The sequence below is a fragment of the Psychrobacter sp. NPDC078929 genome, assembly GCF_050267985.1.
Lineage (GTDB): Bacteria > Pseudomonadota > Gammaproteobacteria > Pseudomonadales > Moraxellaceae > Psychrobacter.
This window is the reverse complement of record NZ_JBNNFX010000013.1, coordinates 29,075-44,118: the sequence shown is the minus strand read 5'-3', so window position 1 is coordinate 44,118 and position 15,044 is coordinate 29,075. Positions and strand designations below refer to the sequence as shown.

At 43.4% G+C, this 15,044-nt stretch carries 10 protein-coding genes; 3 read left to right on the top strand and 7 right to left on the bottom strand.

Annotated features, from left to right (window positions below):
* Positions 1-72: 72 nt before the first annotated feature.
* From ACQKCG_RS08690 to ACQKCG_RS08680, 3 genes are all read right to left on the bottom strand, one after another.
* Complete coding sequence (locus ACQKCG_RS08690; RefSeq protein ID WP_101205192.1) at positions 73-720, bottom strand: anthranilate synthase component II; 648 nt, start codon at positions 718-720, stop codon at positions 73-75.
* 72 nt (positions 721-792) lie between these two features.
* The gene (locus tag ACQKCG_RS08685) at positions 793-2,211 is read right to left on the bottom strand and encodes an anthranilate synthase component I family protein (protein WP_101205191.1); all 1,419 of its coding nucleotides are present in this window, start codon (positions 2,209-2,211) and stop codon (positions 793-795) included.
* A gap of 114 nt (positions 2,212-2,325) precedes the next feature.
* A complete protein-coding gene (locus ACQKCG_RS08680) occupies positions 2,326-2,601 on the bottom strand; it encodes a Trp family transcriptional regulator (protein ID WP_101205190.1) in 276 nt (91 codons plus the stop codon).
* A gap of 498 nt (positions 2,602-3,099) precedes the next feature.
* Between ACQKCG_RS08680 and ACQKCG_RS08675 the strand changes: the two genes are divergently transcribed.
* The 3 genes from ACQKCG_RS08675 to ACQKCG_RS08665 all read left to right on the top strand — a co-directional run bounded on the left by ACQKCG_RS08675 (position 3,100) and on the right by ACQKCG_RS08665 (position 9,895).
* Positions 3,100-5,187, top strand: a complete 2,088-nt coding sequence (locus ACQKCG_RS08675) for a TonB-dependent receptor domain-containing protein (protein WP_101205189.1) — start codon at positions 3,100-3,102, stop codon at positions 5,185-5,187.
* Positions 5,188-6,075: 888 nt separating this feature from the next.
* The gene (locus ACQKCG_RS08670) at positions 6,076-8,397 is read left to right on the top strand and encodes a FepA family TonB-dependent siderophore receptor (protein WP_101205188.1); all 2,322 of its coding nucleotides are present in this window, start codon (positions 6,076-6,078) and stop codon (positions 8,395-8,397) included.
* A 220-nt stretch (positions 8,398-8,617) separates the two neighbouring features.
* Positions 8,618-9,895, top strand: a complete 1,278-nt coding sequence (locus ACQKCG_RS08665; RefSeq protein WP_404944634.1) for a PepSY-associated TM helix domain-containing protein — start codon at positions 8,618-8,620, stop codon at positions 9,893-9,895.
* A gap of 429 nt (positions 9,896-10,324) precedes the next feature.
* Here ACQKCG_RS08665 and ACQKCG_RS08660 read toward each other — a convergent pair whose 3' ends face one another.
* From ACQKCG_RS08660 to ACQKCG_RS08645, 4 genes are all read right to left on the bottom strand, one after another.
* Positions 10,325-11,095 (bottom strand): ABC transporter ATP-binding protein, encoded by a 771-nt coding sequence (locus ACQKCG_RS08660; protein ID WP_101205185.1) that lies wholly within the window; start codon positions 11,093-11,095, stop codon positions 10,325-10,327.
* 77 nt (positions 11,096-11,172) lie between these two features.
* A complete protein-coding gene (locus ACQKCG_RS08655; RefSeq protein WP_101205184.1) occupies positions 11,173-12,258 on the bottom strand; it encodes an iron chelate uptake ABC transporter family permease subunit in 1,086 nt (361 codons plus the stop codon).
* 96 nt (positions 12,259-12,354) lie between these two features.
* Positions 12,355-13,440, bottom strand: a complete 1,086-nt coding sequence (locus tag ACQKCG_RS08650) for an ABC transporter permease (protein WP_101205183.1) — start codon at positions 13,438-13,440, stop codon at positions 12,355-12,357.
* Positions 13,441-13,521: 81 nt separating this feature from the next.
* Complete coding sequence (locus tag ACQKCG_RS08645) at positions 13,522-14,574, bottom strand: siderophore ABC transporter substrate-binding protein (RefSeq protein WP_101205182.1); 1,053 nt, start codon at positions 14,572-14,574, stop codon at positions 13,522-13,524.
* Positions 14,575-15,044: the final 470 nt, after the last annotated feature.

Sequence of the window (15,044 nt, the reverse complement as noted above, 5' to 3'; positions counted from 1 at the left end):
GTGGCTACTAGGTCGTGGTCTAAATTTAATCGACTGTCATTTAAAATAGAAGGCGTGGCTGGATAGTAGTGCTTACACCTGCAATAAAAAATTACTTAGCAATCGCTTAGCGCCTTCAGTGGCAAACGACTCAGGATGAAACTGTACGCCTTGAATTGGGTACTCTTTATGCGCCAGTCCCATAATCTCATCCCCTGTCAGCGCTGATTCAGCAAAGCTTAAGTCAGCACGGCTCTCATTAGCGACTACTGAGGTAATCGTAAGACAGCTTGGGATGGTGTCGGCTTTTACCACCAGTGAGTGATAGCGCATGATCTCAAGCTCTTGTGGCAAGCCTTGATAGATACCTGAATTATCATGGCGAATTGATGAGACCTTGCCATGCATCGGCACACTGGCGCGTACCACATCACCGCCGAACACATGAGCGATGCCTTGCATGCCGAGGCACACACCCAGTAGTGGCTTCGTTTTACCCATTACTTCGATCACTTCGGCACAGATACCAAAGTAGGCCGGATCATCGGGAGAGCCTGGGCCAGGTGAGATAATGATTCTATCAAGATTCATCGCTTGCACATCTGCTAAGGTAATTTCGTTATTGCGTTTAACGATGACGCTGGCTTCTTCATCACGGTCTAAGGTTTGCAAAATCTCACCCACGTATTGGTAGAGATTGAAGGTAAACGAGTCGTAGTTATCGATAATTAAAACATTCATGGGTCATAAACTCTTTTGTAAAAATAGTGCTAGGTAAAATATGGTCAATTTATTCAGTACGTTTAGCTTCAATTATGATTGCATAAAGCTGTCTAATACGACTTTCATCGCCGACAGTTTACGCTGAATCTCTAAGTATTCATCGGCTGGGTTTGAGTCGTAAACGTTACCGCCGCAAGTTTGAGCATAGGCAGACTCGCCATTGATAAACAGACTGCGAATAGGAATGGCAAAGATACAATCACCATTGAAATTGAACGAGCCTAATGCACCGCCGTAAGCACCGCGACCATCCGGCTCTAGCTCGTTGATGACTTTAATGGCTTCTACTTTAGGTGCGCCTGATAGCGTCCCAGCAGGGAAATTGCTAGCAAGGGCACTAAACATATCTTCGTTAGGATGCAAGATACCAACGATTTCAGAAGAAATATGCTGCACGTGAGAGAAGCGCTTAATGTCCATGAGGCTACGTACTTTTACCGTACCAAATCGTGCCACACGGCCAATATCATTACGATGTAAGTCGACTAGCATATTGTGCTCGGCAATCTCTTTGTCATCGTTGAGCAAGGCGCGGGCAAGCTTACGGTCTTCGATCACATCGGCGCCGCGCTTGGCAGTCCCTGCGAGCGGATAGGTTTCCATTTCACCCTGACGCAAGCGGAATAACAGCTCAGGCGAGGCACCAATGATGCATTGCTGCGCAAATTTCATAAAATACATATGCGGTGATGGGTTAACGGCACGTAGCTTTTCATAAATCGGCATCTTGTCACCGGCAATACGGTACTTAGACTTAAAGCCTACCTCGCACTGAAAAATACGCCCAGCGATGATGTCTTCTTTGACTTGCATGACGACATTGGCATGCTCTTCTTGGCTCATGCCATCACCTAAAAATTCAACTTTAGGCGCTTCATAGCTAGGCGTTGGCTCATCGAGTAGAGCTTTGATTTGCTCGATGCGTTTTTCTTGCTGAGCAGTTGGGTAATAAAAATAGAAAATTTCCCCAGTCATCTTATCTAGGGTCAATCCATCTAGATACACGCCAAACTTAAATGGTTCAAAGTCGTCGCTAGCTTTTGCATTGAGGCTTGGCTCAAAGAAATTCACGCAGTCATAACCCAAATAGCCAACCAGACCGCCGCTTTGGTCACGAGCGATGACATGCTGCGGCGTTATGTTGCGCAGTAGCTGATAAGGATTGTCGGTTTGATAATGGCTTGTCTCAGCAGTTTTATTATCGGTAATCGCAAGCGTGTTGCGATCTAATGCGGCGATAGTTGTCACAGGATCAAAGCCAATCGCATGATGGCGCGAGATATGGCTGTCTTCACCTAATGATTCGAGTAAATAGCAGGTATCAAACGCGCTTTCGATACGTTTGAATAATGCAAAAAAATCGATATCTTGCGTCAGTTTGATACGTTGTGGTTTGCTCGGGATATCGATAGGAGCAGGCTTGGTCTGTATGCGAGTGCTAGAGGTCATAACAAAGTCCGAAAAGGTTCAAATATGTGTTGATTAATAAGTGTTGATTAATAAGTGTCGATTAATAAGTATAAGAGTCGTTAGTAAAAAGCTAGATAGTATGGTCGTTAGAGGTTAAGAGTGATCTCTATGAGTGGCCAATAACGCGCTGACATCATGGCTTTGCTTGGCCTTGGCACCGCGAGAGACAGTGGCGATACCAACCCCTAGCTGCTCAGAGATATCACGCTGGGTGTTACCACGATCTAGCAAGTCAAAAATGCGAATACGATTGGCGATGTCATGCTGTTCTTTATCGGTCAGCAAGGCACTGAGCAGCTTTTCGATATCTGCGCTATCAGTACAGTTGGTCAAATGTTTCACTAAGCTCTGATAAGGATCGGTAGTCATAATAGGTCATCTTAGCCAAAGAAAATAGATAGGTCGCTTGTTGAGCGATTTTTCGCTGAGAACCATCTTGTTTCAGTATTCTAGTACAGTAGTACAAGAAATACAAGTGATAAGTTGAGTTAATAGCAGGCTGCTGTAGAAGTGATGATTTTTAAGCCTTGTTTATACAGATTCAACTCGTAGTCATTGTCATATTTGATAGCATATTTATAGTTGGTACCAAGCGTTGCTGTGTTTCCTTGGCATACTAAGCACTAGAATTGAGAATGTATAATATTAATTATTGCCAAATTGTTAATACTTAGTTATTATGCCTCTCATTATTTAAACGCTAATTATTATCATTAACATTAATCATGTTATTCGCACGATGAGTTAAGTGTTTTAAGGTGTTTAATCTTCTGGTGGGCACTATTTTAAAGGTTGTTTGACGATAGCCTTTAAAAATAATTCTAAAAATTCTAATTTCTGACAGTAAACAAAGTGAGTAAATGTGTTATGCGCGAAGTAAAGTTATCTAGTCAATTGACAGTATTGTCTATCGGTGTCGCCGCTGTACTGTGGACGCAAGCTGCCAGCGCTGCAACGGCAGCAGATATGCCAAACACGACATTGCAGACTATCACTGTAACAGCGAATAGCTCAGTACGTGACGCTGTACAAGAAGACTCTGTCTACATAGATGACTACACCCCAGCTGCACAAGCCAGCCATTTGAGCGATTTTCTGGACGTTGTGCCAGGGGTAAGCGTGGGCGGTACCTCATCGGTCAACCAACGTATTCGTGTACGTGGTCTTGATGATACCAACCTAAAAGTCACGATTGATGGCGCACGTCAAGAAGGCGCGTTGTTCTACCATATGGGTGATGTCACTATTGATCCAGATCTGCTAAAACAAGCAGAAGTATCAGTGGGCAATAACTCAGTGACGCTAGGCAATGATGCTATCGGCGGTGCGGTTGCTTTTGAGACAGTCGACGCGGCAGATTTACTCAAGCCAGGTCAAAAGGTAGGTGCTAAGCTGCATACAGGTTATGCTAGCAACAATGATGAACTGCTAACTTCAGCTACTGTGTATGGTGCGCCAACAGAAAATATTGATTTACTGGCTTATTATGGCAAACGCAATGCGGACGCTGGTGAAGACGGTAAAGGCCGTAAAATCCAAACGGAAGACAGCGAAGGCGAAAACATCCTATTAAAAGCTGGTGCTTATGTCGGTAGTGATCATCATGTAGGCGCTAGCTTTAGCCGTACCGAAAACAAAGGCAAGTTCCCATTGCGTCCAGATTTTCCTGCTGGTGGCTGGAACCCAATCATCCCGCAGGAAGTCAAACGCGATACCTATGCGCTTGACTACGCATATAGTCCTGCCAACCAGTTGGTCAATGTAGACGCCAATGTATATCAGACTAGCACGCAGATTTTGCGTAACTCTGATGGCGAACCTGGGTTTGAGTTTGATGCAGAAGTCAAAACCACAGGTGCAAAAGTACAAAACACCAGTATCATCGATAGTAGTATTATCAATGGTGTGCCAGGGGTTCACAAGTTAATCGCTGGGGTTGAGCATTACAAAAAAGAATCTGAGATGACACGTGACTTTGGTAATGCGAGCACTGATGAGGCAACCAATACTTCAGTGTATCTAGAAGACCAATGGCAAATGGGTAAGCTTAGCTTAACGCCAGGCGTCCGTTATGACCGTTATGAGTCTCCAGAGTATGTATCGGCTGGCAAGACTTATGACAATGTCGTTGGCGCATTGGCTGCTAGCTATGAGATTGCACCGCGCACCCAGCTATTTGCAAGCTATACTCAGTTATTTAATGGTCCAGATCTTAGCCAAACGATTTTTAACACCGATGGCGCTGATACGTATGTGAACAATGACCTAAAAGCAGAAGAAGGTGACAATGCAGAAGTCGGTATTGCTACAACGCTGCGTGGTCTGACTATGGCTGATGACTCTTTAAAATTAAGTGCTAAGTACTTTGAAACCAATATCGAAAACTATATTGAGTTTGTACGTGCAGGTGGTAGTAGAACTGGCATGAATTGCACAACTGGGCAACTAGGTACAAGTGCTGCCCCTGAAGCCTGCCAAGGTGTCATCAATAATGATGAAGATTTCAAAATCAAAGGTGTAGAGCTATCAGCCGATTATCGCGCAGATAACTTCAACATGGGTCTAAGCTATGCTCGTGCACGTAGCAAAGGCGAAGATACAGGTTACAATATCTCTTCTGTCAGTGGCAGTGGCTCTGAGTCTGGCGATAAGTACATGGTTAACCTAGGTTACGCTCCAACCAATACTACTGAGCTTGGCTGGCGCAGTACTTATGTCGCCGATGTGACACCGAATACCGCTGGTGATGACAACGAAAAACCAGGCTATGATGTGCACGATATCTTCATGACTTACACGCCAACTCAAATCGAAGGTTTGAAGGCCACGCTAGGTGTATACAACATCTTTGATGAGACTTATGCAAGCCATGCGTCACGTAACTCTATCGATGATGCCTATACTGATTTTGAAATGGGACGTAATATCAAAACGTCTTTAACTTATCAGTTCTAATCTAGCTTATCGAATTTAAGTCTAATCGTACTTATAAAGTCAGCTGTCTTATACGGGAGCTGGCTTTTTTTACGAGATTTTTGAGAGTGCGATTTATCTAAGATTAGATGTTAAGTTGCTTGTTCGGTAGAAGGTGAGGCTACCGTATAAATAGCATATGAGTTAAATCGTATGCGAGCACTATGCCAATACTCTAAACAACAGCGAGCTATCATCGAAGCTCATTTATATCTTTCAAATTATCAGGAAATAGTTGTGAGTGAATATGGGCATAGAGTAAGTAAACGTCGAACTTTTGAATCTGACACATAATGTTTCTAACTGGCCGAGTTATCATATTGGAAATATCGACAAGGTTTGACAGGGTAGCGCTTATACAACTGAAACTATCAGGCATTTCTATAAATATATTGAGCATTAATTCAACCGTTAACTGGACCAAATATAAGAATGCAAACATTAATGATAATTATTATCATTAATGTTTGCATTCTTATATTTATCTTGCTAAAGTGTGTTTCGTTCTTTACAGAACAGTTAATGACCCTTTGCTCTATTCTATTTATAGAGACTTTTTTACGCTAAATATTTAATTCGTTAGCTAATGATAGTTACAGCGTCATCAAACTTTTAACCCTACTTAGTAGATACCCTTATTCGTTTACTCTCAATAGCTAAGCCTCTTGGCGATATTTTAGTCATGTTTTTATAACACATATATTTACGGACACGTCTATCCGACCATCGTATGTCAATTTTAGACGTTTATTTATGTGTACTTGCACCGAGAATGCATCCGAAGCATTGCATAAAAAGTGGCTAAAACCATTCACTGACGATGAGATAAACAGGTATTAACGAAATTGTGCGCTTCAAGGAATATTACTTATGTCAAACCAATCAGGTTGCTCTGATTTCTCAGTCATCACTTCTCCAAAAAAACTTCAACGCGTCGTGACTGGTAAGCTTTTACTAAGTATCGCTGTGACTTCTATTCTTAGTAGTACCGCTTTTGCTGCCGAGGGTGATGAGGTAGCTGTGCAAGGGGCGACCGACCAAGAAGCTGTGCCTACAGCTACATTGGATACAATTGTGGTGCGGGCAGCAAGGGACGAGCTAGAACAAGCAGCAGGGCTGTCTATTATTAGTGAAGAGGCCATCGAAAAAGCATCAGTTTCTAATGATATTTCAGAGATTGTACGTAAGATGCCAGGTGTGAATTTGTCGGGTTCTTCAACGTCAGGTCAGCGTGGTAACCAGCGTCAAATCGATTTGCGTGGTATGGGGCCAAACAACACGCTTATCTTGATCGATGGTCGTCCTGTGACTTCTCGTAATTCCTCACGACCTAGTCGTGGGAGTGAGCAAGACACGCGTGGTGACTCGCAGTGGGTACCACCAGGCGCTATCGAAAGCATCGAAGTATTGCGTGGTCCAGCAGCAGCCCGTTATGGCTCTGGTAGTATGGGCGGTGTGGTAAATATCATTACTAAGAGTCCGACTGAGCCAGAGTTTTCTATCAGTGGTCACTATGAGGCACCAGAGAGCGATTTAGAAGGCAGTAGCTGGCGTACCAATATCAATATGGCAGGTGCATTGACGGATAAACTGTCCTCGCGTACCACTCTTGGTTATCACGATAGTGAAGGCGATGATCCTTATATCAATGCCAAAGATGCACAGATTGTTGACGGGCGCAGTGGTCCGGCTGCCTCGGTAGCGGCAGGTACTGAAGGTGTCGAAAATATCGATGTGCGCCAATTGTTTGAATACGCGATGGATGCGATGAATACGGTCGGTTTTGAAGTGAATTATAGCCGTCAAGAAAACCGCTGGGCGGGTGATTCATTGTTCCAAACCGTGAACCAAAATTTGTTAGATGAGTTAGAAGGTGAAACAACGAGCAAAATGCAACGCTATGGCGCGGCGATCACACATCGCGGTGAGTATGATGACGCTAGTAGTAACAGTTTCATTGAGTATACTCGGACAGTTAATGAGCGTTTGGGTGAAGGTAGTGCGGGTGGTGGTGAAGGTCAAATTCAAATACCTGACGAAGGCGAAGATTTTGAGTGGACAGAGGCGACTTACGATACTCTGAATGCCAAATCAGAATGGGATATTTACTTTGATCGTCATACCTTGACTGCTGGCGCAGAGTTTCGCGGCGAAAAGCTAGATAACCCTGTGGTATCTGATTTGGCATTTGCAGATGGTTTTGATTTTGGTGACGTAGAGACCGATCCTGAACAGCGTGATCCAACTTCAGATGCTTATCTTATTGGTGCTTATTTAGAAGATAACTACGAGATCACACCTGACTGGTATGTGACTCCAGGTCTACGCTTCGACTATCATAGCGAGGCTGGTAGTAATTGGTCGCCTAGTATCAATACTACTTGGCATTTCAGCCCTGATTGGTCAGTAAAAGGCGGCGTCAGTCGTGCGTTTAAAGCCCCATCGTTATATCAGCTTGATCCAAACTATATTTACTATACTGGTGGCAATGGTTGTCCATCTTGGGTACCTGCTGATGAAAGAGGTTGTCATGTATTAGGTAACCCTGACCTAGAAAATGAGACATCTTGGAATAAAGAGATCACCTTTACTTATGATGATGGCACTGGGCTAAATGCTGGTTTGACTTACTACCATAATGCCTATGATAACCGCATTGGTGCTGGTACGGATCGTGTGGCGGTAGACCCAGCGACAAATCGTTCTATCTTTCAATGGGACAATCAAGGTGAAGCAATTGTCGAAGGTTTAGAAGGTTTTGTACAAGTACCAGTCACTGACAATGTTTCGTGGTCTTCTAATATCACTGGTAACATCCGCTCTGAGCGTAAAGACAATGGCGAGCCATTATCGCTCATTCCTAAGTTCACTGTAAACACGGGTGTCGATTGGGATATCACGCCTCAGTGGAATGCTGGTTTTGATGTGAGCTACTATGGCACGATTGAAGCCCCAACGATTTCAGCGACGACGGGAGATGATAGTGATGACCCGTTGCTTGATCGCGAGCCGTATGCCATTGCTAACGTGAGCACTCGCTATGATTTGACAAACGCGATTACGGTTGGTGCTGGTGTCAAAAACTTATTTGATACGGGTGTTTATCGTGAGGGTACCGCTACGAATGCTGGTGCACGTACTTTTAATGAGCCTGGCCGTACTTATGTGTTTGATGTGAGTGTTGATTTTTAGGAGGTAGACACAGAGTTTGTTAGGTTAGAAAAAGGTCTGAGCTATTTGCTTAGACCTTTTGTGTTGTTAGGGCAGGGTCTTATTTTCAAAATAAGCCCATGCCCCCGTAAATATTTTTAATAATTCAATAACTTACTATCACAATATAACAGCAGATTTATTTATGTCATTTAATTTTCGCTATAGCTGTCTTTGGATTCACCGTTATACTGGGCTTGCCATGGCAGCTTTTTTAATTATTACTGGTATTACTGGCACATTATTGGCATTTCATGACGAGCTAGATGATATCTTCAACCATAAACTGGCCCAGGTCGAGAAACAAAACGCATCACATCTGCCTATTGCAGAGCTTCATAACAAGGTCATTAGCGCATATCCTCAATATACTTTTTCTAGCATGCCAACCTCGATAGCGACAGAGAGATCGGCCGTATTTTCGGTAGATAGAGCCCGAGGCAAAGCCGCCCAAAACCAACCAAAAGCAACGTTTCAACAAGTTTATGTCCACCCTTATACTGGCGATATTATTGGTACTCGTGATAGAGATGAGTGGGCATGGCACAACACCATGTGGAAAGTTTTTTGGTTGCACCGCGATTTATTGCTTGGCGATATCGGCAAATGGGTATTAGGTATCGTGTCTGTCGTTTGGACCATTAATTGTTTTATCGGTTTTTATTTAACATTTCCGAGGGCAGTTAAAAAGAAAAACGCACAAAAAAAACCTTCTTCTAAAAAACGCGCATCCTTTCTCAAGCGTTGGTTACCAGCGTGGAAAATTCGCCGCAAAACCAATACCTTTAAGCTTAACTATGATTTGCATCATGCTTTTGGGTTGTGGCTTTGGGGAATCTTATTTGTCATCGCGTGGTCGAGTGTTGGTTTTAACCTAAGAGAGGTCTATCAACCTGTGATGCACGCTGTCGTAGGGCTTGAAGGAAGAGGTGAAAGACCAGAGAACTCAAGAAAACCATTAGAAAGAGCGGAGCAGGCGTCTGGTGCAGAAACAGCGACTAGGGTTAAGGCTGTAAACAATAAGGCTGTCGATGTCGAGGCTGTTGATGTGGTCAACAAAGCCAATAGCATTGCTTATTTAAGTGAGCAAGCAGACATCGCTGCCAAAAGTAAGGGCATGACAGTACAACAGCTATTGGGCGTACGCTGGGTAGAGGATGAAGGTCAATGGCAGCTGCGTTTTAAAACAGATAGAGATATCGGTAAAAAAGGCGGCGCTTCGTCTATTACCGTCAATGCAAGGACTGGTAGCATCGAGCGTGTAAATTTTGGCTATCAAAGTTCATCATTTGGCAGCAAAGCCGATCAATGGCTATCGACCTTACATATGGGGCATATCAGTCAAGGTATTGGCCATTTGCTGTATCAAATATTTTTAGCATTGATAGGTTTGGCTGTGACAGTGTTGTCAGTTACGGGCGTCTATCTGTGGTGGAAAGGTCGACAGCAACGACTTAAAGCATCGCAAAAGGGTAGGTAATATAGTGATATTTCTAGGGTATGTTTTTATTTAGATAGTTATCTGTTGACTCAAAAGCATGCCCTAGTTATAAATTTAATTGCAAAAATATTGTGTATGCTATTGAGACAGTAAAAATGAAGAAAGCAAACGTCTCACCTATCATGACCCATCTATGCCAACTACTATTTTCATCATAGTTCTTTGTGTAATCTACTGAAGAAATGTCTTGAGTAAAATCCATAGGAATAACCACTAATCTTAGACCATATAAGGTCATTCCTAACCAAAAAAAGGTATTTGATATCTCCTTATTTAGAGCATAATAAATAAACAGGCAAAGGCTAATCACTAAAATTAATAGAGATAGGTTCTTGTAGTTTATCCATCGATTATTTAATAGCGCTCTATGCATCTATAATTTCTTTTATTATTTGCAAAATGCTGTACTTAAACCGTATCAACAATCACTGGACGACCCTGATGACTTAGGACAGTGACATCGACGTTATATAAATCTTTCATCGTCTCTTTAGTAATAACGTCAGCAGGGCAACCAACAGCCGTCACTTCTCCTGCTTTCATCGTAACTACTGTATCTGCAAACTGTGCCGCTTGGTTGATATCATGCAGGACGATCACCACGGTTTTTTGCTGATTGTGGCTAAGCTGACGTAGCTCACGCATCAGCCGACCAGCATGATACATGTCTAGGTTATTTAGTGGCTCATCGAGCAATAGATAGGGTGTATCTTGGCAGACAATCATAGCGATCAGCACGCGCTGTCGCTGTCCACCCGATAGCGTTGACAAGAAACGCTCGGCAAGTGGCTCAAGCTCAAAGCGCTCGAGGATTTCTTGCACTTTTTGCTGATCGTCAGCGGTCGGTTGCCCTTGATGATAAGGGTAACGCCCAAACATCAGTAGCTCATGTACGCGCAGACGTCCTTGCACATGATTGTCTTGCCCAAGCATAGCGACAGTTTTGGCCAGTGTGCGCGCCTGACAGCTGACAATGTCACGTTCCTCATTATCTACAGCGAAGCTCACCTGCCCAGATTGTAGTGGTTGCAAGCGAGCCATGACAGAAAACAACGTAGACTTCCCAGCGCCGTTAGGCCCAATCAAAGCAATCACCTGCGCCGTTGGGAGGGACAACGTAATGTCATGCAAGATTTGTTGTTTACCAATATGGTGAGAGATATTATTTAGTTTAATCATAGTCAGTCTTATTTAAAAAAGTCTTAGGGCTTTCTTTATCAACAGCATCAGCTAAATAAACAATGTCGGCTAAGTCGTTATAACGAACGGCGTTGAGACATAAATATCAATGCCAAGAACATTAAGCCGCCCGCTAGCTCTATCACCACGGATAATACGCCTGCCATATCTAACACTTGCTCAAAGATAGTCTGACCCAGCACTAAGCAAATCATAGCAACCAAGCTGACCAATATCAGCCGCTCAGTGTGATACATATGTCGCGCGATACGATTGGTCAATGCGCAAACCAATAGACCAAAGAAAGTCACTGGACCGACCAGAGCGGTAGCCGTGGCAACCAGTACAGCGGTGACAGTTAATAGACCAAATGCCAGACGTTGATAGTTGATACCAAGGTTGACGGCTTGTGCTTGTCCGAGCATCAACACATCGCATTGATAACGCCAGCGCCACACAAATATCGCAGTGATGGCACAGATAAATAAGCTGATACCTAGTAGCTGAGGGTTGACCGTATTGAACTGCGCGTAGCTGGCAGACTGTACGACCACAAAATCATCAGGGTTAATCAACCGTGCAATGAGTGCTGATAAGCTGCGAAACAACACGCCAAAGATAACGCCCACCAATATTAGCCGTGTCAGATCCTGACTGCTTTTAGAAAATAATAACTTAAATAATAATAAAGATGCCCCAAACATCAGGACAATCTCTAACGTGAACTTGGCAATAGGATCGAGACTGGTAAAACTAATCGCACCTAAAAAGAAAACCAGTAAGCTCTGTAACAGAACGTAGAGTGAGTCAAACCCGAGTAGGGAGGGCGTTAGAATTGGATTGTGAGTCAACGTCTGAAACAGTAATGTCGATACGCCAATCGCATAGCCAACCACCATTAGTGCCAGCAATTTTTTGCCGCGTAATGGTAGCGCAAAGTCCCAATAGCCATTGACATTGAGTGTCATAAACAAGGTCATCGAGATAATTAGAATAATAGCTGCTATAGATTTTGGATGGGCAGCTATCCATGTCCAAAGCTTTGCCAACTGTCCTTGTGCAGCGGCTGAATACTGACCATCTGCTGAAGATGAGTTATCTATCGCTGTGCTGGTTTTGGTAGCACCAGTCTTGGTAGAAGTAAGCTTAGTTGATGAGAACATACAAAAATCCTATGGTGCCAAGCTTATCTAATAAGGCAAAAAATGAACGACGGTAAGTGAGTACTGAAAATTAATACATAGTTAGTGGACATGGTGCTACTGCTCAGCTGGCGCACGTAATAACAGCCATAAAAACAGCACCGTACCAACCACACCAAAAATAGTGGCGACAGGCACTTCAAATGGGTAGCGAATAGAGCGCCCGATAATATCGCATAGCAGCACGGCTGAAGCACCAAGTAGGGCAACTGCTGGCAAGCTACGACGTAACTTATCTCCCATTAGGCGACTCACAATGTTTGGCACGACCAGCCCAATAAAAGGAATCATGCCTACAGTCACGACCACGACAGCGCTCATCATGGCTACCATACCCACGCCAATCCAAGTGACTTGACGCTTACTAATACCCAAGTTCAAGGCGATATTGTCACCCAAACCGACGATAGTCAGCTTGTCAGCAATAATATAAGCCAGCACACACAGTCCACCCGTCAGCCACAACAGCTCATAGCGCCCTGCCAATACGCCCGAAAAATCACCAAACTGCCACACGCTCAGCATTTGTAGTGATTCGGTTTGATAGGCGATGAAGGTAGTGACGGCTTCAATAATGCCGCCAAAGACAATGCCAATCAGTGGAATCATCAAAAAATCAGTAGGCGGAATACGGTGAATGAGCAGCATAAATAGCATCATGCCAAAGACAGCAGCGATGGTTGCCACGCCCATTTTTACAATGAGCGCACTGGCAGGGAACAGTAAACTGACCACCAGCAAACCAAGTGCAGCACTCTGAGTCGCACCAACCATAGATGGCTCTACAAAGCGGTTTTTTAGTACTACTTGGATAATCATCCCAGCCACTGCCATCGCAATACCAGTCAAAATAATGGCGATAGTACGCGGTATACGGCTAACCAATAGCAGCGAGCTATCGGAATTAGCACTCTGGGTCAGCAGGCTTTGCAAGATACCTGACCACGAAAAGTCAGCCACCCCAATAGATAAGCTCAATAACACCAAAAGCCCCATAAGAATGAGGCTTGCTATATTGATGAACCACGGTGGTATGACAGTACGTCGATGTAACGCATTGCCAGTACCGCTTTGCCAGCTTGACGCTGATGTAGCAGTACTGGATTTGAGCCTAGCATGAGTACGGTGTGAAAATAACGACATAATCTCTACTGGCTTAAAAATGAGCAGGGTTAACGGTAATAATACCTACTTGTGCAACAATAGTTTGCATAGAAAACAACGTTATTTAGCACTAGCAAAAGCATCTTTGATTGTCGTTAGATCCTGCATCCATTGATAGTAGCCACCAAATGCTAAGTAAGAGTCTGGACTTAGATAGACCACTTGCTGTTTGCTCCATGCATTGGTTTGAGCAACCAATGGATTGTCTAACACGGCCTTGGCACCAATACCATCTTCACCAATCGCGGCACTACGGTCGATGACAAATAACCAATCTGGATTGGCTTTTTGAATGTATTCAAAAGATATCGGTTGACCGTGAGGCGCATCGGCAATTTTGTCATCTGACATTGGGACACCCAATACGGTATGAATAAAACCATAGCGAGACTTGTCACCATAGGCTGACATTTTGTTGCCATTGACCATGACGACTAGGCCAGTGCCTTTATTCTCTTCTGTCAGACTCTTAGTCTCAGTGATGAGTCCATCGATATTTTGTTGTAGCTTAGCTGCCTGATCGCTTTTACCAAACAGTGCACCTAGATCATGTAGGCGCTGCTTGCTTGACTCATAAATGTTAGCTGTATCAATACTCATGTCTAACGTTGGCGCGATACTTGATAGCTCGTCGTATTTTTCTGCCATGCGTGAACCAACCAAAATAGCTTGTGGCTGCATTGCATTCAACGCTTCAAGATCTGGCTCAAATACAGTACCTACCGATTTTGGATCAGGCTGTGTTTCTGAATGTAGGTTCTTTAGTAATAGACCACCAGGCATACCATCGACCGCCACATCTAGCGCGGCCAAGTCTTGCATCAACGTCATGTCATAGACGACAAGTGGCGATGGGTTCATAGCCAGCTCAACATCACCTTTTACGGTATTGACCATGATTTTCTCAGCAGATACAGCGTCATTACTGGCAACGTTCTGTGATTCATCAGCCGTTGGGTTTTCAGTTTTGGCGTCTGCTGGCTCAGAATCATTAGATTCAGGCGAGCTACATCCTGCCACTACCGTAGCTAATAACACTGTCATGGCAGCAGTCAGTAATGGACGTTTGAAAAAAGAGGCGGTAGATCTGCTAGATAATAAGGGTGTCGGCATAATGAACTCGGTTTATCAAAAAATGTTTAAGCAATTGTCTAAAATAATTGCAAATGAATAACGCTAAAAATATTAAGTCTGAAAGATGCTTGAGATAAAAAGCATAAAATAAATAGTCTACTTAGGGCGTGTCCTCAATTCAAACGAGTATCCTCTAAATGGGCTAAAAACAGCTAAATTTTGCCAAACATCGTCAAATAGTTGGTCAATATCTCGATATTATCTGCACTATTTTCCTCGTTTGACGGCAATTTATCTCATTTTTATCACCATTTTTAAAATGAGGACACGCCCTAGTACCACTCACTAATTTTTTATACGAATAGTTTTTATAAAAATAGTATGGGTAGACAATACAGCGGTTATAATAAAGTAGTTGAGACTCATTATCAATATAAATGATAATGGTTTTTATTAACAGCACTTGTTATATTAAACGCAACGTATCATTTGATGTAAAGATAAGATTC